Annotated in this window: 19 protein-coding genes; 10 read left to right on the forward strand and 9 right to left on the reverse strand. The window is 63.4% G+C overall.

All coding sequences use genetic code 11. The annotated features are described in order from the left end of the window. The first annotated feature begins 39 nt into the window (after nt 1-39). The 7 genes from ftsZ to E4M07_RS00485 all read left to right on the forward strand — a co-directional run bounded on the left by ftsZ (nt 40) and on the right by E4M07_RS00485 (nt 9,204). Nucleotides 40-1,737, forward strand: coding sequence for a cell division protein FtsZ (gene ftsZ / locus E4M07_RS00455; protein WP_136656320.1), 1,698 nt, complete (start codon nt 40-42; stop codon nt 1,735-1,737). Between the two features lie 337 nt (nt 1,738-2,074). Continuing rightward, nucleotides 2,075-3,028 carry a UDP-3-O-acyl-N-acetylglucosamine deacetylase gene (gene lpxC / locus E4M07_RS00460; RefSeq protein WP_136656321.1) on the forward strand — a complete coding sequence of 318 codons (954 nt, stop codon included), beginning with the start codon at nt 2,075-2,077 and terminating at the stop codon, nt 3,026-3,028. 252 nt (nt 3,029-3,280) lie between these two features. After that, complete coding sequence (locus E4M07_RS00465) at nt 3,281-4,150, forward strand: outer membrane protein assembly factor BamD (protein WP_136657452.1); 870 nt, start codon at nt 3,281-3,283, stop codon at nt 4,148-4,150. A 12-nt stretch (nt 4,151-4,162) separates the two neighbouring features. After that, the gene (gene recN / locus E4M07_RS00470; RefSeq protein WP_136656322.1) at nt 4,163-5,830 is read left to right on the forward strand and encodes a DNA repair protein RecN; all 1,668 of its coding nucleotides are present in this window, start codon (nt 4,163-4,165) and stop codon (nt 5,828-5,830) included. Nucleotides 5,831-5,901: 71 nt separating this feature from the next. After that, nucleotides 5,902-8,040 carry an NAD-dependent DNA ligase LigA gene (gene ligA / locus E4M07_RS00475; RefSeq protein WP_136656323.1) on the forward strand — a complete coding sequence of 713 codons (2,139 nt, stop codon included), beginning with the start codon at nt 5,902-5,904 and terminating at the stop codon, nt 8,038-8,040. Nucleotides 8,041-8,165: 125 nt separating this feature from the next. After that, the gene (locus E4M07_RS00480; RefSeq protein WP_136656324.1) at nt 8,166-8,894 is read left to right on the forward strand and encodes an AzlC family ABC transporter permease; all 729 of its coding nucleotides are present in this window, start codon (nt 8,166-8,168) and stop codon (nt 8,892-8,894) included. A gap of 1 nt (nt 8,895) precedes the next feature. Further along, complete coding sequence (locus E4M07_RS00485) at nt 8,896-9,204, forward strand: AzlD domain-containing protein (RefSeq protein ID WP_136656325.1); 309 nt, start codon at nt 8,896-8,898, stop codon at nt 9,202-9,204. On the opposite strand, the gene E4M07_RS00490 is transcribed toward E4M07_RS00485, so the two are convergent. Then, nucleotides 9,173-11,029, reverse strand: a complete 1,857-nt coding sequence (locus E4M07_RS00490) for an aminopeptidase P family protein (protein ID WP_136656326.1) — start codon at nt 11,027-11,029, stop codon at nt 9,173-9,175. The two genes, E4M07_RS00485 and E4M07_RS00490, sit on opposite strands and share 32 nt — an antisense overlap. 168 nt (nt 11,030-11,197) lie before the next feature. On the opposite strand from E4M07_RS00490, the gene E4M07_RS28985 reads away from it, so the two are divergent. Together E4M07_RS28985 and E4M07_RS28990 are read left to right on the forward strand one after the other, a co-directional pair. Then, a complete protein-coding gene (locus E4M07_RS28985; RefSeq protein ID WP_169054037.1) occupies nt 11,198-11,371 on the forward strand; it encodes a hypothetical protein in 174 nt (57 codons plus the stop codon). A 213-nt stretch (nt 11,372-11,584) separates the two neighbouring features. Continuing rightward, nucleotides 11,585-11,758: a hypothetical protein gene (locus tag E4M07_RS28990; protein WP_169054038.1), complete on the forward strand. Its 174-nt coding sequence runs from the start codon at nt 11,585-11,587 to the stop codon at nt 11,756-11,758. A 69-nt stretch (nt 11,759-11,827) separates the two neighbouring features. On the opposite strand, the gene E4M07_RS00495 is transcribed toward E4M07_RS28990, so the two are convergent. The 5 genes from E4M07_RS00495 to ggt all read right to left on the reverse strand — a co-directional run bounded on the left by E4M07_RS00495 (nt 11,828) and on the right by ggt (nt 16,430). Continuing rightward, on the reverse strand, nt 11,828-12,703 hold the full coding sequence (locus E4M07_RS00495; RefSeq protein ID WP_136656327.1) for a 50S ribosomal protein L11 methyltransferase: 876 nt from the start codon (nt 12,701-12,703) through the stop codon (nt 11,828-11,830). A 52-nt stretch (nt 12,704-12,755) separates the two neighbouring features. After that, entirely contained in the window at nt 12,756-13,355 is a 600-nt protein-coding gene (locus E4M07_RS00500) for an SCO family protein (RefSeq protein WP_136656328.1), read from the reverse strand. Nucleotides 13,356-13,482: 127 nt separating this feature from the next. Beyond that, nucleotides 13,483-13,641: a hypothetical protein gene (locus E4M07_RS28995; protein ID WP_169054039.1), complete on the reverse strand. Its 159-nt coding sequence runs from the start codon at nt 13,639-13,641 to the stop codon at nt 13,483-13,485. A gap of 67 nt (nt 13,642-13,708) precedes the next feature. Beyond that, nucleotides 13,709-14,632, reverse strand: coding sequence for a DMT family transporter (locus tag E4M07_RS00505; protein WP_169054040.1), 924 nt, complete (start codon nt 14,630-14,632; stop codon nt 13,709-13,711). Between the two features lie 25 nt (nt 14,633-14,657). Next, nucleotides 14,658-16,430: a gamma-glutamyltransferase gene (gene ggt, locus E4M07_RS00510; RefSeq protein ID WP_136656330.1), complete on the reverse strand. Its 1,773-nt coding sequence runs from the start codon at nt 16,428-16,430 to the stop codon at nt 14,658-14,660. Between the two features lie 207 nt (nt 16,431-16,637). Between ggt and E4M07_RS00515 the strand changes: the two genes are divergently transcribed. After that, nucleotides 16,638-17,129, forward strand: a complete 492-nt coding sequence (locus tag E4M07_RS00515; protein ID WP_136656331.1) for a CreA family protein — start codon at nt 16,638-16,640, stop codon at nt 17,127-17,129. Between the two features lie 6 nt (nt 17,130-17,135). Here E4M07_RS00515 and E4M07_RS00520 read toward each other — a convergent pair whose 3' ends face one another. From E4M07_RS00520 to E4M07_RS00530, 3 genes are read right to left on the reverse strand one after another with little or no spacing between them, the layout of a single operon-like run. Beyond that, entirely contained in the window at nt 17,136-17,819 is a 684-nt protein-coding gene (locus tag E4M07_RS00520; protein WP_136656332.1) for a hypothetical protein, read from the reverse strand. A gap of 4 nt (nt 17,820-17,823) precedes the next feature. Continuing rightward, nucleotides 17,824-18,678 carry a hypothetical protein gene (locus E4M07_RS00525; RefSeq protein ID WP_136656333.1) on the reverse strand — a complete coding sequence of 285 codons (855 nt, stop codon included), beginning with the start codon at nt 18,676-18,678 and terminating at the stop codon, nt 17,824-17,826. Nucleotides 18,679-18,714: 36 nt separating this feature from the next. Beyond that, nucleotides 18,715-20,691, reverse strand: a complete 1,977-nt coding sequence (locus E4M07_RS00530; RefSeq protein WP_136656334.1) for a thiamine pyrophosphate-dependent enzyme — start codon at nt 20,689-20,691, stop codon at nt 18,715-18,717. Between the last annotated feature and the right edge of the window lie 17 nt (nt 20,692-20,708).

Genomic DNA, 20,708 nt, shown 5'->3' on the forward strand with positions numbered 1-20,708 from the left:
CGCGGCAGGCGGCCAGAGTGAAAAAGGGAACGAGGTGCCATGACTATCAATCTGCAGAAGCCGGACATCACCGAGCTCAAGCCGCGGATCACCGTGTTCGGTGTCGGCGGTGGTGGCGGCAACGCCGTCAACAACATGATCAATGCCGGGCTCCAGGGGGTAGACTTCGTGGTCGCCAACACGGACGCCCAGGCGCTGACGATGACAAAGGCCGACCGGGTCATCCAGATGGGTGTCGCCGTCACCGAGGGCCTCGGCGCCGGCTCGCAGCCGGAGGTCGGTTGCGCAGCGGCCCGCGAATGCATCGACGAGATCAATGACCATCTCAACGGAACGCACATGTGTTTCGTGACTGCCGGGATGGGCGGCGGAACCGGTACCGGTGCAGCGCCGGTCGTCGCACAGGCGGCCCGCGAGCGGGGGATCCTGACCGTCGGTGTCGTCACCAAGCCGTTCCATTTCGAAGGCCAGCGCCGCATGCGTATCGCCGAGGATGGAATCACGGAACTGCAGCAGGCGGTCGACACGCTGATCGTCATTCCGAACCAGAACCTCTTCCGTATCGCCAACGACAAGACCACCTTCGCCGACGCCTTCGGGATGGCCGACCAGGTGCTCTATTCGGGCGTTGCCTGCATCACCGACCTGATGGTCAAGGAAGGCCTCATCAATCTCGATTTCGCCGACGTACGCTCGGTCATGCGGGAAATGGGCAAGGCGATGATGGGCACCGGCGAGGCCTCCGGCGACGGCCGCGCCATGGCGGCAGCCGAGGCGGCGATCTCCAATCCGTTGCTCGACGAGACGTCGATGAAGGGCGCGCAGGGCCTGCTGATCTCGATCACCGGCGGCCGCGACATGACGCTCTTTGAAGTCGACGAGGCGGCGACCCGCATCCGCGAGGAAGTCGATACCGACGCCAACATTATCCTCGGCGCCACCTTCGACGAGGACCTCGAGGGACTCATCCGCGTCTCTGTCGTCGCGACCGGCATCGACAAGGACGGTGCCGCGGAGGAACCTGTCGCCGCCCCGACGCTTGCGCCCAAGCCGGTCAGCCAGCCGGCGCAGCCTGCCGCCGCTCCGGCTCAGCCGGCCGCGACCGCGACAGCCTCGGTTGCCGCCCAGCAGGCTCCGGGCGATCCGGTCGAGGCGACCATCAAGCTGGCGGAGGCCGAACTGGAGCAGGAGCTCAGCATTGCGGTTCCCGAAGGTGCCGAAGCGGGAAACGGTGAGGAATTCCACCCGCAGAGCAAGCTGTTCGCCAATTCCGAAGCACAGAAGCCTGTCATTCAGAGCAGGGCAACGCCGCAGGCCGCGCCACAGGCCGCGCCGCAGGCCGCACCGGCCGCCGCACCGGCCGTCGCAGCCGCCGAGCCCCAGCAGGAGGCACCGGTTCCGCAGATGCCGCGCATCGAGGATTTTCCCCCGGTGGTGCAAGCGGAAGTCGAGCGTCAGCACCGTCAGGCCCCGAGCCAGGACGAACGCGGCCCGATGGGACTGCTGAAGCGCATCTCGAACAGCCTTGGCCGGCGTGAGGACGAAGACGGTGCGGCTTCGGAGCCTGCAGCGCCGGCGCCGACGAACCAGCGCCGGCAGCTCTCAGCGGAAGCCAGCATGTATGCACCGCGCAAGGGCAGCCTCGACAACCAGGGCCGCGCGCAGCCGGCGACGAAGACCCAGTCTGAGGACGACCAGCTCGAGATTCCCGCTTTCCTGCGCCGTCAGGCGCTGTAGGGAAGGTGCCGCGCGACTCACTTTGACAATTAATCGGGGCAAAGATCTCAGAATTGCCCCGGTTCTGTTACAAGATGCTGAAAAGGCGATCACGTTAACGGTTCATTAACGAATATTAAATTCGTTAAGCCGTTGAAAGCGCATGCTTATTCCATCGTAACATTCCGTAAAAAACCGTGATTTGGTTTGTCTCCGGACGGCACGTATCTTTCAGCCGTGGGGATTTGGTCGGGACAAAAGGTCATCCGAAAAAGCTGAGATTATACGCGGTTTTACGGCCGTGTGTGAGCGCAGGGGTTTTCCAATGGCCTTGACTGAAGATATCAGGCTTGAATGTATGAGTATTAACTACTTTGGCTATCAGACGACGATTCTGAACGAAGCGACGCTCTCGGGGGTGGGAGTGCACAGCGGTTCCAAGGTCTCCGTCACATTCAAGCCCGCAGATGCCGACACCGGCATCGTTTTCCAGCGAACACTCGACAACGGCGAAACCCATCTCATCAGGGCGATCGCCTCACAGGTTGCAGCGACGGACCTTTGCACCGTGCTCGGTGACGCGGGCGGCGCCAGCGTCGCCACGGTCGAGCACCTCATGGCGGCGTTCTATGCCATGGAGATCGACAATATCATCGTCGAAATCGACGGTGCGGAAGTGCCGATCATGGACGGCAGCTCGATCGTCTTCATCGAAGCGCTTGACCGCGCCGGCGTCGACATTCTCAGCTCCAAGCGGCGCTACCTGCGGGTGGTGAAACCGGTCCGCATCGAGGCCGGTGCGTCGTGGGCCGAATTCGTTCCTTACGAGGGCACGCGCTTCGAGATCGATATCGATTTCGACTGCAAGCTGATCGGCAGGCAGTCCTGGAAGGGCGACATCTCGGCGGAAACCTTCCGCGGGGAACTGGCCCGTGCCCGGACATTCGGTTTCATGCGCGACGTCGAGTTTCTGTGGGCGTCGGGCCACGCGCTGGGCTCGTCGCTGGAAAACTCGGTTGTCATCAGCGACGACGATACGGTGATCAATCTCGAGGGCCTGCGCTTCGAGAACGAATTCGTGCGTCACAAGACACTCGATGCGGTCGGCGACCTGGCACTCGCAGGCGCGAAATTCATCGGCTGCTATCGCTCCTACCGGGGCGGTCACAAGCTCAATTCACTGGCGCTGAAGGCTCTGTTGAACGATGCCAGCGCCTATGAGGTCGTCGAGACCTCGCAACCGCGCGAGACCCCGCGGGGCGGTGAGCTGGTCGCGGTCAGCGGACCCATGTTCGCTCCCTGGACGCTGTAGCGTTTTCCATATCCGGCCGACGCACCGCAAGCCGCTTGCGAGCCATCTCCGCTGCCACAAAAATGTACCAAAACATGCGCATGACGTTGCGGTCTTTGTGCGTTTGGCGCTATGACAGCGTGCATTGTTTCGGGTGCGGCCGGTAAACGGGTTGTTATAATTTTTGGTCCGTTCCGCCGCGTTAATGTGGTATTCCGACGTTCGGAGCGATCTTTCGCCCGAGTCGCGGCGGAAATTGGGGTAATGACCGAAATGTTGAATAGGGGACTGGTTCCGGTGAACAAATGCCTGCGCGGGTTGCTTGTGGCTGCAAGCCTCGGCGGCATGATGGCGCTTGGCGCCTGCCAGAGCGACAGGGATATCGATATTACGGCGCTGGATATCGAAACCGAGCCGGCGGATGTCCTCTATAACCAGGCGCTCGCCAACATCAAGGCCGGCAAGATGCGCGAGGCCTCGCGCAAGTTCGAAGCCATCGACAAGCAGCATCCCTATTCGGAATATGCCCGCAAGGCCATGGTGATGAACGCCTTTGCCAATTACCGGATGGGCAAGTATCCGGATTCGATCAATAGCGCGCAGCGCTATATCAGCCTCTATCCGGAATCCGAGGACACGGCGTACGCCTATTATCTGATCGGCCTTTCCTACTACCGGCAGATCCCGCAGGTCACCCGCGACCAGGGATCGGCGCAACGCGCCATTGCGGCCTTCTCGGAGATCATCCAGCGCTATCCCGAATCGGAATATGTCACCGATTCGGAGACCAAGATCCGCTTTGCCCGCGATCAGCTCGCCGGCAAGGAGATGCAGATCGGGCGCTACTACCAGGAACGCAAGGAATACGCGGCGGCCGTCAACCGCTTCCGTGTCGTTGTCGAGACGTATCCCAATACGCGCCAGGTGGAAGAGGCGCTGGCGCGCCTCGTCGAGGTCTATTTCGCGATGGGCCTGACCCAGGATGCGCAGGCGGCTGCGGCCGTGCTCGGCCACAACTTCCCGGACAGCCAGTGGTATGCGGATTCCTACAAGCTCCTGCAGTCCGAAGGGCTCGAGCCGCGCGAGAACCGCGGCTCCTGGATAACACGGGCAGGGGCGCGCTTACTCGGCTCCCAGAGCTGACAAGAGAAACGGATGCTTTCACACCTTTCGATCCGGGATATCGTTCTGATCGAACGGCTTGATCTCGGGTTCGAACGGGGACTGTCTGTGCTGACCGGCGAAACGGGCGCCGGAAAATCCATCCTTCTGGACAGCCTGTCGCTGGCGCTCGGCGCGCGCGGCGACGGCGGGCTCGTGCGGCAGGGCGCCGACCGCGGGCAGGTCACGGCCGCCTTCGATGTGCCCGCCGATCACCCGGTGCGCGCGTTCCTGCGCGAAAACGACCTCGACGATGAAGGCGATCTGATCTTCCGGCGAACGCAAAGCGCAGACGGGCGTACCAAGGTCTATATCAACGATCAGCCTGCGAGCGTCGCGCTGATGCGGCAGGCCGGCAGGATGCTGGTCGAGATCCACGGCCAGCACGACGACCGCGCGCTGGTCGAGGCCGATGCCCACCGGCAACTGCTCGACGCCTTCGGCGGTCTGCAGGACGAGGCCGCCAACGTGGCCTTACTGCATCGCGGTTGGCGCCAATGCGTGAAGGAAGCGGCGGATCATCGCGCCAGGGTCGAGGATGCGGCCCGAGAGGCCGATTACCTGCGGTCCTCGGTGGAGGAACTTGAGCAGCTGTCTCCTGTCGACGGGGAGGAGGATGAGCTTGCCGATCGGCGCGCGCTCATGATGAAGGCGGAAAAGATCGCCGCGGATATCAACGAAACCAACGACATCCTTTCGGGGCAGGGTGCCCCGCTGCCGATGCTGAGTTCACTGCTGCGGCGGCTGGAGCGCAAGGCGGCCGAGGCGCCGGGACTCCTGGACGAGGTCATCGACCATCTGGGCGTTGCCGTGGACCGGCTGTCGGATGCCCAGACGGCAACCGAGGCGGCGATGCGCGCCGCCGATTTCGATCCCAACGAACTGGAAAACTGCGAGGAGCGGCTGTTTGCGCTGCGCGCCGCGTCGCGCAAGTACAATGTCCCCGTTTCCGAACTGCCGGCACTCGCCGAGCGCATGGTCGCGGCCCTTGCCGAACTCGATGCCGGGGAAGAAAAGATGTCGGAACTGGACGCGCGTACCGCCGAGGCGGAGAGCGCCTATCGCGATGCGGCGCAGTTGCTGTCGGGGCACCGGCATGAGGCGGCACAGGTTCTTGCCGATGCGGTGATGGCGGAACTGCCGGCGCTGAAGCTGGAGCGCGCCGCATTCATCGTCAATATCGACAGCGATGCCGAACAGGGCGGGCCGGACGGTATCGACCAGGTGGCCTTTCACGTACGGACCAATCCGGGCACCCGGCCGGGACCGATCCAGAAGGTCGCATCCGGCGGAGAGCTTTCGCGGTTTCTGCTGGCGCTGAAGGTGGCACTGGCCGATCGCGGCTCGGCGCCGACACTGGTGTTCGACGAGATCGATACGGGCGTCGGCGGCGCGGTGGCCGACGCCATCGGCAAGCGCCTGAAGCGGCTGGCGGCGGATGTTCAGGTCCTTTCGGTGACGCATGCGCCGCAGGTGGCGGCCAGGGCGTCGACCCATATGCTCATCGCCAAGGGGCCGGGCGGCGACGAAACCGTGACGACGCGGGTGAGCACGATGGACAACGCCTCGCGCCAGGAAGAGATCGCCCGCATGCTGGCCGGGGCTTCGGTGACCGACGAGGCCCGCGCAGCCGCGGGGCGCCTGCTTTCCGAAAGCGCCTGAGGCGGACAAACCCCTGTCAGCCGGCCTCCGCTTGCTCTAAAACTCAATCGATGATTCACGGGTGATAATGCATGTCCGACGAAACCACAGCGGTCGAAGAGTTGAGCAGCGCGCAGGCCGAACGGGAGCTGGCGCGGCTCGCCATGGAAATCAGCGGCCACGACCAGCGCTATCACACCGAGGACGCACCGGTCATATCCGATGCCGAATACGACGCGCTCAAACGGCGCAACCTGGCGATCGAGGCGCGGTTTCCGGATCTGAAACGCGCCGATTCACCCAGCGACCGCGTCGGCGGCGGCGTGCTGGAAAAATTCGAGAAGGTGACCCACAAGGTTGCCATGCTGTCGCTCGACAACGCGTTTTCCGAGGAGGATGTGCGGGATTTCGTCGAGCGCGTGCGCCGGTTCCTGAAACTCGATACAAAGGCGCCACTGGCCTTCACCGCGGAACCGAAAATCGACGGACTGTCGCTTGCACTGCGCTACGAAGAGGGACGGCTGGTCACCGCGGCGACGCGCGGCGACGGCACGGTCGGTGAAAACGTCACCGCTAACGCCAGGACCATCGGCGACATTCCCCACACGCTCAAGGGTTCCGTTCCCGACGTGATCGAGGTGCGCGGCGAGGTCTACATGACCAAGTCCGATTTCGCCGAACTCAACCGGCGGCAGGAGGCGGAAGGCAAGCAGACCTATGTCAATCCGCGCAACACGGCCGCCGGTTCGCTGCGCCAGCTCGATACCGCGATCACGGCGAGCCGGCCGTTGAAGTTCTTCGCCTATGCCTGGGGCGACACCAGCGGCCTGCCGGCCGATACACAGCTCGGCGTTGTCGAGTGCTTTGCCGAATGGGGCCTGGTGGTCAATCCGCTGATGAAGCGTTTCGATACGGTCGAAGGACTGATTGAGCACTACCGGCTGATCGAGTCGGAACGCGCCGAACTCGCCTATGACATCGACGGCGTCGTCTACAAGGTGGACGATCTTTCGCTGCAGCAGCGCCTCGGTTTCGTCTCGCGCAGCCCGCGCTGGGCGATCGCCCACAAATTTCCCGCCGAGAAGGCCACGACGGTCCTGAAGGACATCGAGATCCAGGTCGGACGAACCGGCGCGCTCAGCCCCGTGGCACGGCTCGAGCCGGTGACGGTCGGCGGCGTCGTCGTCTCCAACGCGACACTGCACAACGAGGACTACATCGCCGGCATCGGCAGCGACGGCCAGCCGATCCGCGAGGGCAGGGATTTGCGCATCGGCGATACGGTGACGATCTACCGTGCCGGCGACGTCATCCCGAAAGTCATGGATGTCGATCTGAGCCGGCGGCCGAAGGATAGCATGCCCTATGTGTTCCCCGAGACCTGTCCGGTCTGCGGCAGTCCGGCGACGCGCGAGGTCAACGAGAAGACGGGCCGCATGGATTCGGTGCGCCGCTGCACCGGCAGCCTGATCTGCCCGGCGCAGGCGGTCGAGAAACTGAAGCATTTCGTGTCGCGCAACGCCTTCGACATCGACGGCTTCGGCGCCAAACAGGCGGAGGCGTTCTATCTCGCGGATCTCGTCAAGAACCCGGCCGAGATATTTACGCTCGAAGCGCGCGACGCGGCGTCGATGACCAAGCTCAAGAACCGCGACGGCTGGGGCGAGCAAAGCGCGGCCAATCTGTTCGCCGCGATCGAGGCGCGCCGCGAAATCGATCTGCACCGCTTCATCTACGCGCTGGGCATCCGCCATGTCGGCGAGGGCAATGCCAAGATCCTTGCCCGCGTCTACCATTCGGCGCGCGGGTTCGTGGATGCCATGGAGGCGGCAGTCGATCACGACAGCGAGGCGTGGAACGATCTGGTCAATATCGACGGTATCGGGCCGATCGTCGCCCAGGCGCTGGTCGAGTTCTTTGCCGAACAACACAACGCGGCCATTGTCGAACGGCTCCTCGGCGAAGTCCGGCCCCGGGACGCCGAACAGGTGGCGACGGACACGGCCTTTTCAGGAAAAACCATCGTTTTTACCGGCTCGCTCGAACGCATGTCCCGCGACGAGGCCAAGGCGATGGCCGAGCGTCTCGGCGCGAAAACGGCCGGATCGGTATCGAAGAAGACCGATCTGGTGGTTGCCGGCCCCGGCGCGGGCTCCAAGCTTAAAAAGGCATCCGAGCTCGGTATCGAAGTCATCGATGAGGACGAGTGGTTTACCCGTATCGGGGAATGATCAGTTTGATTGAACTAACGATCATTATTATTCGCGTGACGGGTCAGTATGGCTGACCTATTTTGTCGGCATCGCGCCACGGATGCCGCCGCGACAAACCCAGCACCTGACCGACGAGGATTCTCATGTTCCTGAAGTTCGATGCCGAATTTCGCCAGGGTATGCGGGATTCCGTGCCGATCGTTCTGGGGGCGGCACCCTTCGGCCTGCTGTTTGGTGCGCTCGCGGTCGAATACGGCATGGATATCGGCCAGGCCGTGCTTATGAGCGCGACACTTTATGCCGGCGCCAGCCAGATGGTCGGCATCGATCTGTTCGGGACATCGGTCGCCCCGTGGATCATCGTGCTTTCGATCTTCGCGGTGAATTTCCGCCACATCCTCTATTCGGCGTCGCTGGGACCGAAGATCGCGCATTTCACAGTCGCGCAGAAGACCATCGCCTTCTTCGCGCTGATCGATCCGCAATTCGCCGAATCCGAGCGACGTCACGAACGCGGCTACCGGATCAGCTTCAACTGGTATATGGGCATTTCGATCCCGATCTATACGGCCTGGGTGGCGGAGGCCGCGCTCGGTGGCTATTTCGGACGGCTTATCAAAGATCCTTACGCTTTCGGTCTTGATTTCATGCTGCCGGTCTACTTCCTTGTTCTCGTGATGGGTTTCCGAAGGCGCCGAAACTGGCTTCCGGTCGTCGCCGTCAGCGGGGTTGCGTCCGTCGCCGCCTATTTCACCATCGGCTCGCCCTGGCATATCAGCATAGGGGCCGTCGCCGGGGTTCTCCTGGCGGCGCTGATTGCCGGCGACGATCCATTGCCAGAGGCCGTCGAGGCCGACCCGGAGCATGTGTGACATGTTCGGGCTCTCAGACATAACGTGGATCATCATCTTCGGCGCGCTGGCGACCTACGCCACGCGGATCGGCGGGCACCTGGTGCTTTCGCGTTTCGAACGCATCCCGCGAAGGGTGAGCGCGGCGCTCGACGCCGTGCCGGCGGCCGTTCTGACCACGCTGGTCGCGCCGGCGGCCGTTTCCAACGGGCCGGCCGAGGCCATTACACTGGCCCTTGCCGCCGCGGCGGCGCTGCGCTTCAACCTGATTGTGGTGCTGCTGATCGGCGCCGCGGCGATTATATCGCTGCGGGCTGCCGGTCTTGGCTGATCGGTGCCGTCATGGCGGCCAGCCAGTCCCTGTCCTCCTGAAGCCCGATCAGCGGCGCCAACACGTCGCGCACGCGGGCGTGGTAGCCGTTGAGCCAGGAGAGTTCTTCCGGACTCAGGAGATCCGCGATCACCAGCCGCCGGTCAATGGGACAAAGCGTTAGTGTTTCGAAACCAAGCATCGGCTTGTCGCCGCCCTCGATGGGCGATGGCTCGCTGACCGCCACGAGGTTCTCGATGCGGATGCCGAAAGCGCCCTCGCGGTAGTAACCGGGTTCGTTCGACAGGATCATGCCGGGCTTCAGTTCCTGAAGGCCGCGGCGGGAGATGCTCTGCGGTCCCTCATGCACCGATAGGTAAGAGCCGACTCCGTGGCCGGTTCCGTGGGCATAGTCGGTGCCGGCCTTCCACAACGCCGTGCGGGCCACGGCATCGAGGTCAACGCCGCGTGTTCCTTCCGGGAACCGCATGAGCGTCAGCGCGATCATGCCCTTGAGCACCAGCGTGAAAAACCGCTTTTCCTCTTTCCCGACCGTTCCGACCGGCACCGTGCGGGTGATATCCGTCGTGCCGTCCTGGTACTGGCCGCCGGAATCGACCAGGTAGAGCTCGCCCTCCTTCAGCGAGCGGTTTGTGCCAGTGTCGACCCGGTAATGTATGATCGCCCCGTCCGGACCGGCACCGGATATCGTGTCGAAAGAGATATCCAGCAGCGGCATCTGCAAGCGCTCACCGGTCGTACGGCGCGCTTCCTCGAGACGGCGCACGGCGCCGATTTCATCGACCGTTCCGGGCTGTTGCCGGTCGATCCAGGCGAGGAACGAGACCATGGCCGCGCCGTCGCGCTCATGCGCGGTGCGGCTGCCGGCCAGTTCGACGGCGTTCTTTTGTGCCCGGGGCAGTCGGGCCGGATCGGCCTTTTCAACGAGCTTGCCGCCGGCGCCGTCGATCAGGCCGGCGATCCTGGCGGGCGCCAGGTTCGGATCGAGCATCACTTTCGCGCCGTCCTTCCCGAGCGCGGTCAGAGCCGTCTCGAACGCGCCGGGTGCCTCGAGCGCCGTCAACCCGGAAAGATGCCCGGCGGTGTCCTTGCCGACCCTCCGGTCATCCAGGAACAGCCGGCTGCCCCCGTCCTTGTCGACAATGGCGAAGGCCAGCGGATGCGGTGTATGCGGCACGTCGCTGCCGCGGATGTTGTAGATCCACGCGATCGACGAGGGGTCCGTGATGACACAGGCATCGGCCGCTGCTTCCTTTACGGCGCCGGCAATCTGCGCAAGCTTTTCGTCGGCGGGCCGCCCCGCGAACTGTTCGGGCTGCAGCGAAATCTTGCCAAGCGGTTCGGCGGGCCGGTCATGCCAGATCGCGTCAACCGGATTGGCATCCAGCCGCACGATCGTGCCGCCGATCCTGTCCGCCGCCTTTTCGAGCAGGCGCATATCGGCGAGCGTGTGCAGCCACGGGTCGACACCGATACGAAGTCCCTGCGGCGCGTTTTCCTCGATCCACAGGCGCGGCGGGTTCTTGATCAGGTCTTCGGTTGCGTAGAGGTCGAGATCGACCTGCTGCCGGACCTGTGTCGTGTAGCGGCCATCCACGAAGACATGGGCGCTGTCGCGCAAGATCAACGCAATGCCGGCCGAACCGGTGAACCCGGTCAGCCATGCGAGCCGGGCTTCGCTGCCGGGAACATATTCGCCCTGAAAACGGTCGGAGCGGGGCACCAGCAGCGCGTCAATGCCGATTTCGTCCAGGCCGGACCTGAGTTTGGCCAGCCGTTCACCGCCTGCGGTGGCGTGCGCCGTGACGTCGAAACTCTGGAACATCGATGATCCTCGCAATTTCAGTGTGTTACCCGCATATGCAGCAACTATTTCGCATATGCAGCAAACGCAGGGCTACCATGCGCAAAACCACCTAACAGACCCCATGGCCGAGGCGTATATATAGCCGCAACAGCACATTGGAAAACAAGATTTAAGAGGAACTTTCCCATGTCCAAGTCGTTTTTCCGCAATGCTTTCGATCGTGTTGCCGCCGCCCGTGAAAAGGAAGCGCGCCGTTATGTCCACGGGGCACTCCTGTCTCTCGACGACGCAACGCTGAAATCGCTCGGCCACAGCCGGGAAGAGCTGATGCGCTCGGCCAAGACGCCGTTTCCGTTCTGAGGCTTACTGCAAGACGACCTTCCGTCAGGCCAGAGCCTGACCTGCTGCGGCGCCGTTCAGGCGCCGTTTTCTTTTTCCCTTTCACATTCGGATCCCGTCGGCCATGCGACACAAGCACGGCTGGCCTGCACTTTCGCGCCTGACATTGCCGCATTTCGAACCCAGATCGGATTCGAGCAATGAATGCAATTCAGCTATCGAAAGGAAACTCCGATGACACGCTCTGTATTCAGAAATGCCTTTGATCGCATGATCGCAGCCCGCCAGGAAAAGGCACGCGGACTGATCCGCAGCTACCTCCTGACCCAGGATGATGCGACACTCAACTCCATGGGGTTCAACCGGGAAGACGTTAAGAAGAACGGCCGAACGTCGTTCGAACTCTAATCCGCGTTTTCCAACGGGAACTGTCCCGGTCCATGCGGCGCCTTACGGGGCGCCGTTTTGGTTTGAATGCTAACGTCCCAGATGCAGCGTCACCCAGCCGTCCCGCCACAGGGTCTTGCGGTGGAAAAGTCCCTGGGCGTTGTAGGCGGCAAGCACCTTGCGGCGCTGATCCGACAAAATGCCCGACAGGACAACCTGTCCTCCGGCGGCGAGATTGCGGCTGACCGCCGGCGCCATGCGCATGAGCGGCCTTGCGAGGATGTTGGCGACGATCAGATCGAACGGGCCGAACCGCGAAAAGACGGTGGAATGAAATCCCGGGGCGGCCTCCAGTGCGATGCGCGATACGCATCCGTTTTTGCGGGTGTTCTGCCTGGCGACGTCCACTGCGACCGGATCGATGTCCGTCGCGAGAATCGATGCATGCCCCAGTTTGGCGACGGCGATCGCCAGGACACCGCTGCCCGTACCAAGATCGAGCACATTGCCGAAATGCCGCTGCCGCGCCAGCGCTCCGATCATCTCAAGGCAGCCCTCGGTGGTGCCGTGATGACCGGTGCCGAACGCCCGGCCCGCGTCGATCTCGATGGCCAGGTCGCCGGTCCGGACCCTGTCGCGGTCGTGCGATCCGTGAACGAGGAACCGGCCGGCGCGGACGGGTTGCAGTCCTTCAAGGGAATAGGCAACCCAGTCGATATCGGGGAGTTGTTCCGTTTCGATCTCGGTCTGCGGAAACAGGGGCTCGAGGCACTCGCGCATGTCGTGGAGCAGTTGCGCCCGTTCGACGGCCGGGCCATAGAGCGAAGCCTCCCATAGGTCCTTGTCCTCGTCGATCTCCATTGTCGAGACCGGATAGCCCTTGTCCTCGAAACGCGCGCTCAGCAGTTCGAGGGCTGTCGCGCAACCCTCCTGGCTCGCGGTGAAGAAGAGGCGAATCTGTTTCATGTCTCGCGTTCGCGGGGCATCGCTCGCACCTTGGGGCGACGGTTGCGGCCGCTCAGCCTTTGATGAGGTTTTCGAGCTTCTTGATGGCGATATCGCTGTTTTCGCCATAGGCGATCGTGCCCTTGAAGCGGCCGCCGTTGTTCAGCAGGAACACAGATGCGTAGTGATCCATGGTGTACTCGCCGTCCGGTTCGCCCTGATCGATCGGCACTTTCTTGAAATAGACATTGTAGCCCTTCGCCATGGCCCGGACCTTTTCCGGCTCGCCGGTGATGCCGACGACCCGCTCCGTGACGTTGGAGATGTACTGGCCGAGAATATCGTGGTTGTCGCGCTCCGGATCGACCGTTACGAAATAGGCGTTGATCCTGTCACCGTCCGGATCGACCGTGCGCAGCCAGCCGTCCATCTCGAAGAGCGTCGTCGGGCAGATTTCCGGGCAATGGGTGAATCCGAAGAAGATCGCCGTGGGTTTTTCCCGGAATGCCGCCTCGGTGATCGGCGCGCCGTTCTGATCGACGAGCTCGAATGCCACGCCATAGGGATTTTCGGCAAATGCGGTGTCGGAGCGCGACCATTCGAAGGCCAGCCAGGCGAAGGCGAGGCCGAGTATCGCGATGAGGACGATCAGAACAGTTCTAACGGCTGCCATTGGTGTCTCCGTGCGCGAAAGGGACAAGATTTCGCTTCTGGTGCCGACAAGTTTTAGAGACAGGCAACGGTGAAGTCACCGGGCCAATTTGACACATGACAAAATGTGATGCGTGCCGCCGGAACGCCTAGAAGCACCAGGCAAGGCCCGCGGACGCATAGGTCATGAAGATCTCCGCGCCGTGATTGAGCCAGCCTGCAAAGGCCATACCGGTTGCAGTCGCGGCCGCAACGAATGCGATGCCGGCGATCAACAGTCTGTTGGCGCTCAGGGTCGACGTGTTCATACGGCCATTATAGGGCGCAAGCCGAACGCATCCAAGCGTGGGCAGTGCCTGCCGGCATGGAATTGATCTACCGGTCCGGTGGAGCATCGGTCCTGGCATGTTTGGGATGCGGATTGGCCGGGGTTATGAGGATCGCGGCGAGTATCAGCAGGCAAGCCGCCCATAGCCCGCCGCCGATGGCCTCGGAGAACGCGATCCAGCCGACAATGAAGTTCGTGGGCAACTCGACGCTGGCGGCCATGGAGGTTCGCGCGGCCCCTATATGCGGTGCATAGGTGTAAAACAGAAGCTGCGGCAGCAGCGCCGTGATCAGTGCAATCCCGGCGACCAGCCACCAGCCGTTCTCGGTCTGCGGCACCATGAGTTGGGGATCCGAGAAGATCGCCAGGGGCGACAGGCCCAGAACGGCACCAAGCGCGATACTGGCGATGCGGGCGAGCGGCGGCAGGTGCCCGACCTTGTGTATCAGCACATTGATCATGAAACCGAAACCCAGCGGGGCGCTCAGGGAAGCCAGCAGGACCGGAACGTGACCGGCTTGGAATTGCGAGGGCGAGAGCGCGAGGGCGCTTCCCAGGAGCACCAGAACGGCTGCAAATGCGGCGGCTTTCGGTGGTTTGTCTCCAAAAAAACCCCAGCCCATGAGCACGGTGAAGGCCGGATAGCTCATATAGAGCAGGCTGACGCTGGCCACCGGCGCCTCTTCCAGTGCCCAGACATAGCCGAACCAGCCGAAGCCCATGACAAAGCCGGCCGAAAGGCCCCAGGCGATCGCTGCCTTTTCTCTTATGTTGGCCAGGAGCACGGGAAACAGAATCAAAGCCGTCAGGCCGTAGCGGTAAATCTCGATCGCGTAGGCCGGCATGCCGGAATCGGCCAGCCGCTTGGTGAAGAACGGCATGGTGCCGAAGCTGAGGCCCGAAAGAACGACGAGGCCCGTGGCCAGCGCCACATTGGGGCGAAGCAGCGTCGAGAGGATTGCGCGCAACACGCGGACTTGATCCGGCCGGGACGTTCTACATGCCCTCGACCGTTCCCTCGCGCCGCGGATCGGCGCCGCCATGCAGCCCGTCCGGCGCAATGACGATGGCGTGCAGGCCCGAATTGAGATCGCGGATATTGACCTTGTAGCCAAGCGCCTCCAGCGGTCCGGCCAGCTTCTCCGCCTCGGTTCCCTTTTCCACGTCGTAGCTGCCGAAACGGTTCACGAGGTGCGGCATGTTTATGGCCGCCTGCACATCCATGCCCCAGTCGATATGGGCGATGATCGCCTGGGCGACGTAACCGATGATGCGGCTGCCGCCGGGCGATCCGATGGCCATGTAGGGCCTGCCGTCCTTCATGACGATGGTCGGCGACATCGACGAGCGCGGCCTTTTCCCCGGTTCGACCCGGTTAGCGATCGGAACGCCGTCCCGGTGGGTGCGGAAGGAAAAGTCGGTCAGTTCGTTGTTCAAAAGGAAGCCGTTGGTCATCAGGCGCGAGCCGAAGCCGTTTTCGATAGTGGTGGTCATCGAGACCACGTTGCCGTCAGCGTCGACGATCGAGAAATGGCTGGTGGACGGCAGCTCCAGGCTCTCGTCGTCCGCCCACAGGAGCGCGTGGTCCCAGCGGGGCGAGCCGGGCCTGACTTCGTCCGGCTGCAGCACGGCGCCGGGCTCGATCAGGTGCGCGCGCTCGTCGAGATAGGCGCGGTCGATGAGCCCGCGCGTCGGCATCGGCACGAAGTCGCTGTCGGCCATGTAACGTCCGCGGTCGGCGAAGGCGAGCCGGGAGGCGTCGCCGATCAGGCGCCAGGTGTCTACAGCCGCGGGGCTTTGCGATGCCATGTCGAAGGGCTCGAGGATGCCGAGGATCTGCCCGACCGTCAGTGCGCCGGAGGAGGGCGGTCCCATGCCGCACACATCGTAGCCGCGATAGGGCAGGCAGACCGGCTCCCGCTCCTTGATCTCGTAGGCCGCCAGGTCCTCAAGCGCCAGAACGCCAGGATTGTCCGGATTGCCGCTGCGCACCGTTTCCACAATGGCGTCGGCGATGGGTCCCCGGTAGAAAGCATCGGCGCCCTCTGCGGCGATCAGCCGGAGCGTCTGTGCATAGGCGGCGTTCGTCAGGACATGGCCGACCGGGTGCGGGTTGCCGTCGTCGCCGAGGAAATGCGCGCGCGTCTCCTCATGCAGTCCGAGCCGCTCGGCATCGGCCGTCAGCATGGCAAAGAGGCGGTCGGACACTTCAAACCCGTTCTCGGCAAGGTCGATGGCGGGCTGAACCAGGTTGGACCATCCGAGCTTGCCGTGCAATTTATGGGTTTCGTAGAGCAGTTTCAGTGTTCCGGGCGTTCCGACCGAGCGGCCGCCGACAACGGCATCGAAGAATTTCAGCGGCTCGCCGTTCGAATCGAGGAACAGGGTCGGCGTCGCCGCCTTCGGTGCCGTTTCGCGCCCGTCGTAGGTGGTCAATCGACCGGAGGCGGTGTCGAAGTAGACCAGGAACGCGCCGCCGCCGATGCCTGACGACTGCGGCTCGACGAGGCCAAGCACCAGCTGCACCGCGACCATCGCATCGATCGCATTTCCACCGGAGGCAAGAACTTCCCTTCCGGCCCGAGTGGCGTGCGGATTGGCAGCCGCGACCATGAAACGCTCGGCACTGACCGCCTTCCGGTCGGAAATGCCCGTTGCGATTTCCGGCGCGACACTGTCCGCCGCCTGCTGGCCATGGGCCCATCCCGCAAACACCAGCAGGGCGGAGAAAATGGTTGCTTTGGTGGCATTCCTGATTGCTGTCCGCATGGCTTCCTCCGATGTCCTTGGCGTCGATGGCCAGACCACAGACTATGGATCGCAGCTTGTGGGGCGTCCAGCCCGGCGGCGTAATTTGGTGACGGGCGGAGAGAAAATTGATCGACACCGCAAAAATCGCCGGTCGTTTTGCCCAAGACCTCGCAATCCCTGTTCGGGCATTCCTATATGAAGCAGCAGGAAAAACGGGAGCCTTCCATGCGCTATCTGAAATTGTGTGCAAGTGCGTTTGTCGCCCTGGCAGTGGCCGGCGCCGGTGCGGCGCACACCGAACAGGTCGGCGAAATCGGTGTCGACTGGCTCGGCAACGATATCATCATCGACGCGGTCGAAGATCCACAGGTCTCGGGTGTGACATGTCACGTCGCCTATTTCGAGCGCGGCGTGATCGACCGGCTGCAGAAGGGCAACTGGTTCGAGGATCCGTCCAACTCGTCGATCGCCTGCCGCCAGACCGGGCCCGTGGTGATCGGCGATATCGAACTGGACGAGGGCGGCGAGGAGATCTTCAAGCAGCGCCGTTCCATTGTCTGGAAGAAACTTGTCATCAAGCGGATCTACGACAAGAAGAACGATACGCTCATCTACCTGTCGCATTCGCGGCAGGTCCAGGACGGATCGGCCAAGATGTCGCTGTCGACGGTTCCGCTTTTCGGGCAGGATGTGACCTGGAGCGAGGGCAAGCCCTAGCTGCGGTCACCGGGCTTTTTCATCGGCGCTGAACGCATCGGCGAGGGTCTCGTGCGTGGCCTCGTTCCCGCAAAGGATGAGGGTATCGCCCGGCTTGACCGTCTTCACCTGCGCGGCGGCCGTCGTCTGCCACGAGCCGGCCGGACGCACGGCGAGGAGGGTCTCGCCCCGCAGGTCCAGCCTGTCCGGCGATGTTTCCGGCCCGAAGTAGTCGTGCTCGACGATGCTGAGATCCTTGCCGAGCTGGAGGACGCGGTGATAGCCGGTCTCGCCCAGCGACGTGGTGCGCAACAGCACATGACCGATCAGCGCGCACATGCCGCGGTCGAGGGTCTGGTTGCTGAGCACGAGGAATGTCACCAGGATGGCGACGGCGAGGATCGTTGCCTGGACCGCGATGTGCTGCATGTCGGGCCCGGTGTGCACAAAGGCGACGATGAAGGTCGATGCGATCGAGATCAGCCCGAGATTACCGAGCACCATGAGAACCACCACGATGCGGCGGCGGATCGGGTAGTTGACGATCATCTCGGCCTCGTGGGTGGTGAAGCCGGTCCCGGTGAGGGCGGAGACGCATTGAAACCGGGCGATATTCTCCGGCAGGCCGGTCAGCCGCATGGCGACAGCGCCGATGCGCACCAAGGTGACCGACAAAGCCAGCAGGATGGCGATCGTAAGCGCGGCGCCCATGGGCCTAGGCTCCCGGCCTGTCGCGGCCGAGTGCGAACGCGCCGTCGATGAAATCGGCGAGCCCGCCGTCCCGGTCGTCCAGGGTGAGCACCTCCGTCGCGGTCGCGATGGCGCCGACAAAGCCGTCCGTGTGCCAGTGGCCGGGCGCCGGCAAAGGCGGCAGGTCGCCGGCGTCGAGATGCGGCCACGGATTGATGTAGAAATAGGGTTCGCCGTAGCTTTTGTCCCCCGGCGACATGCCGACGCCGACACCGCGGGCGTTTTCCGATCCGTCCGCATCGAGGCCGACATAGGTGGCGATGTCGAAATGGTGCGGCCAGCAATAGACCGGGCTGGGGCCGGGGGTGATCGCCGCGTGTTTCGATGCGAAATTGAGCAGTTGCCGGCTGGCGAGATCGTACCAGCGGCCGAGTGCCAGGAGGCCGGGTTCCAGCCCGTCCGTCTTGAACGCCGTGACGGCGACGACATCCTTGGGCAGCTTGAACGGATGTTTGACGGAGGAGGCCGCCTTCAGGCCCCGCTCGGTCAGGCCCTCGTCCAGCCAGGCCAGGCAATCGGCCTCGGAAACGCCGTCGAGTTCCAGCGTGTCGATCGCCTCGCCGCCGCGAACCAGGCGCATGGAAAGCGGTGACAGGGGTATGCGGATGATGACCGGTCCGTCGGAACTGTCGATCGGGTTCGTCTCGAAGGCGCCGCTTGCCGCGTTCCAGTGCAATGCCGTGTGGCTATAATCGGGCCTTGCGGCCAGATTGGCGAGTGCCGCAAGGGCAGCGATCTGCGCTGCGTTGTGAGCCATGCTGCGGGCGCCGGCAATCGAGCCGGGTGCGGTCTGGGAAAGCAGGTCGGCTGCTGAAGTCATTGAATATCTCCCATAAAACAGGTCTCCGGTCCGCGATCAGACCAGCTCGGGATCGGTCATGATCTCGACGAGCGAGGGGCCTTTGTGATCAAGCGCCTCGGATATGGCCTTTTCAAGGGCTTCGGTCTCGGTGACGCGCGTCCCGTGGCCTCCGCACAGGCGGGCGAATGCCGCGAATGACGGGTTGGTAAGCTGGGTCTCCCAGACCGGCCAGTGCCCGGCCTGCTGCTCCTTGGAAATCTTGCCGAGCTGACCGTTGTTGAGCAGGATATGGGTGATATCCATCCCGTACTTGACGGCGGTGGTGAACTCCATCGCGTATTGGCCGAAGCCGCCGTCGCCGGAAATCGAGACGACCTTGCGGCCCTCATAGGCTTCAATGTCCTGCGTGGCGGCCCAGGCGCCGATGGCGGCGGGAAGACCGAAGCCGATGGAGCCGAGATAGCCCGACATGAGCACGCGCTGTCCGCAGGTCTCGAAATAGCGCCCGAAGGAATAGGTGTTGTTGCCGACATCCACCGCGATGATCGCGTCGGCCGGACACAGGTTGGTCAATGCATCGAAAACCGCAAAGGAGTGGATGCCGTGGCCCTTCTCCTCGGCGAGCCTGGACTGTTTCTCGGTGCGCCACATCGACCAGCGTTCGGCAAGTTCGGCTATCTGGTCTTCGGCGTCGGGGGATTTTTCAACCGTTTGCAGCATGATCTTGCAGAATTCGCCGATTTCGCCCCACACGGGCAGGGTGACCCGGTGGAACTTGCCGAGCTGCATGCGCTCGAAATCCACCTGGATGATGCGCTTGGACGGCTCGATGCCCGTGTGATTGGAGAACGAGGTGCCGAGCGTGATCACCAGGTCCGAGGTGGCGACGAACCAGCTTGCAATGGGCGTTCCGGAGCGGCCGAGAACGCCGGCGGCATTGGGATGCGTGTCGGCGATCAGCCCCTTGGCCTTGAATGTGGTCAGCACCGGCGCGCCGAGCATCTCGGCAAACGCAATCACCGCGTCGCGGGCGTGCACGGCGCCATGACCCATGATGATGATCGGCCGCCTGGCGGCGTCGATCATTTCCGCCGCCGCCTCGACGTCAGCGTCCGAAGGCTTGATCGCCGTGTCGCCGAGGCGACCCTTGGGGCTCCGCGGCTTTGCCTTGCTGGGCTGGGTCTGCACATCGTCCGGGAAGATCAGGTGCGCGACGTCGCGCTCGACGATGGCATTCTTGCAGGCGAGCGACATCAGCTCGGTGTGCTTGGAGGTGGAAAGCACCGTCTGGGAGAAACGGGAAACGGCCTCGAATGCGGATTTCAGGTCGATGTCCTGAAAGGCGCCGGGGCCGAACACCTGGGTCTGCACCTGACCTGTGAGCGCCAGCACCGGCGCGCGATCGACCTTGGCGTCCCACATGCCGGTCAGGAGATTGGTTGCGCCGGGCCCGGCAATGGTGACGCAGGCGGCCGGCTGACCGGTGAGCTTGCCGTAGGCGGAGGCCGCGAACGCGGCGGCGCCCTCGTGGCGGATGCCATAGTAGCTCAGCTTGCCGTCCCTGGCCGCGATGCGGATGGAATCGGCAAGTCCGAGATTGGAATGGCCGACCATGCCGAAGACGCTGCGCACGCCCCAGTTTATCATGGTCTCGGTCATCGCGTCGGTCACCGTGCGCTCCCGCTCCGGCTCGGGTTCCAGGCCGATGAAGACCTCGTCGTCGCGGATTTCGACCGGATAGAGCTGCTGGCCGGTGTCCTTGTGGCCACCGGGCGGCGCGCCGGTCAGCGGGTCGAAGTCCCAGCCGTGCCAGGGGCAGCGGATCCAGCACTTGCCTTCAACGCCGACCTCGATGGATCCCTCGCCCAGCGGGCCACCCTGGTGCGGACAATGATTGTCCATCGCCGCCCACTGGCCCTCAAAGTGCGAGAGGCACAGCGATATGTCCCGCGCCGTCACCGTCTTGACCCGCCCTTCCGGCAGATCCTCGACATGCCCTACGCGGACCCATTCCAGATTGTCGGCTGTCATATGTCGCTCCAATATTA

It is taken from the genome of Nitratireductor sp. XY-223, assembly GCF_004959855.1.
Classification (GTDB): domain Bacteria; phylum Pseudomonadota; class Alphaproteobacteria; order Rhizobiales; family Rhizobiaceae; genus Hoeflea_A.

Coding starts and splice junctions, on each gene's coding strand:
- E4M07_RS00480 (WP_136656324.1), top strand. CDS start 8,166: ATGTTCCTGAAGTTCGATGCCGAATTTCGCCAGGGTATGCGGGATTCC.
- recN (WP_136656322.1), top strand. CDS start 4,163: ATGCTTTCACACCTTTCGATCCGGGATATCGTTCTGATCGAACGGCTT.
- E4M07_RS00520 (WP_136656332.1), bottom strand. CDS start 17,819: ATGGGCGCCGCGCTTACGATCGCCATCCTGCTGGCTTTGTCGGTCACC.
- E4M07_RS00530 (WP_136656334.1), bottom strand. CDS start 20,691: ATGACAGCCGACAATCTGGAATGGGTCCGCGTAGGGCATGTCGAGGAT.
- E4M07_RS28990 (WP_169054038.1), top strand. CDS start 11,585: ATGACACGCTCTGTATTCAGAAATGCCTTTGATCGCATGATCGCAGCC.
- ftsZ (WP_136656320.1), top strand. CDS start 40: ATGACTATCAATCTGCAGAAGCCGGACATCACCGAGCTCAAGCCGCGG.
- E4M07_RS00490 (WP_136656326.1), bottom strand. CDS start 11,029: ATGTTCCAGAGTTTCGACGTCACGGCGCACGCCACCGCAGGCGGTGAA.
- E4M07_RS00525 (WP_136656333.1), bottom strand. CDS start 18,678: ATGACTTCAGCAGCCGACCTGCTTTCCCAGACCGCACCCGGCTCGATT.
- lpxC (WP_136656321.1), top strand. CDS start 2,075: ATGAGTATTAACTACTTTGGCTATCAGACGACGATTCTGAACGAAGCG.
- E4M07_RS00495 (WP_136656327.1), bottom strand. CDS start 12,703: ATGAAACAGATTCGCCTCTTCTTCACCGCGAGCCAGGAGGGTTGCGCG.
- ligA (WP_136656323.1), top strand. CDS start 5,902: ATGTCCGACGAAACCACAGCGGTCGAAGAGTTGAGCAGCGCGCAGGCC.
- E4M07_RS28985 (WP_169054037.1), top strand. CDS start 11,198: ATGTCCAAGTCGTTTTTCCGCAATGCTTTCGATCGTGTTGCCGCCGCC.
- E4M07_RS00515 (WP_136656331.1), top strand. CDS start 16,638: ATGCGCTATCTGAAATTGTGTGCAAGTGCGTTTGTCGCCCTGGCAGTG.
- E4M07_RS00500 (WP_136656328.1), bottom strand. CDS start 13,355: ATGGCAGCCGTTAGAACTGTTCTGATCGTCCTCATCGCGATACTCGGC.
- E4M07_RS28995 (WP_169054039.1), bottom strand. CDS start 13,641: ATGAACACGTCGACCCTGAGCGCCAACAGACTGTTGATCGCCGGCATC.
- E4M07_RS00485 (WP_136656325.1), top strand. CDS start 8,896: ATGTTCGGGCTCTCAGACATAACGTGGATCATCATCTTCGGCGCGCTG.
- E4M07_RS00465 (WP_136657452.1), top strand. CDS start 3,281: ATGTTGAATAGGGGACTGGTTCCGGTGAACAAATGCCTGCGCGGGTTG.
- ggt (WP_136656330.1), bottom strand. CDS start 16,430: ATGCGGACAGCAATCAGGAATGCCACCAAAGCAACCATTTTCTCCGCC.